Consider the following 610-nt stretch of genomic DNA (forward strand, 5'->3'; position numbering starts at 1 on the left):
AAAGAAAGATTTGGAAGCAAAAATCGCAGAACTGGAAGAAAAGCTTGCCAAGCTTGCAACCCAGATAGAGGCTCCGGCAAAACCGGCAGCTAGCACGCCACCACCGGCACCAAAACCGGCACCACAGACACCGCCGCAAACACAGGCACCTCCACCGGCACCAAAGCCAGCACCAGCAGCAACCTCACCTAGAGGATCACTGCCAGCTGGAATGAAACCGGCACCACAGACACCGCCGCAAACACAGGCACCTCCACCGGCACCAAAACCGGAGGCAGCAGCAACAGAGCTTGCAGTCTGGGAGACCTGGAAGAATGCGCCGATGACTGACACCCACACATACAAGGCAAAGGTGACAGGATATGTGCCCGCACCAAACCGATACTATGCATCACTGCATACTGTGAATGTCGACGTGCCAACATCTGACTGGAACCTGCAAAAGGCAAAGGTCACAGGCTATACTCAGCCCTCGAACAAGTACTTTGCAACAAGGCAGAGACTTGCATATCACCCAAGGACAAAGACCTTCGGCGGATATGGAATGAAGACGTCTACCAGTTCGGCACAACAGACAACCACGGCACCACCGCCGCCACCGCCAAAGCCG

At 55.2% G+C, this 610-nt stretch carries 1 pseudogene; it reads left to right on the top strand.

What is annotated here, in order from left to right:
* A pseudogene (locus NITUZ_RS02530) lies at positions 1-610 on the top strand (trans-sialidase); the annotation flags it as partial.

Source organism: Candidatus Nitrosotenuis uzonensis, assembly GCF_000723185.1.
Taxonomy (GTDB): domain Archaea; phylum Thermoproteota; class Nitrososphaeria; order Nitrososphaerales; family Nitrosopumilaceae; genus Nitrosotenuis; species Nitrosotenuis uzonensis.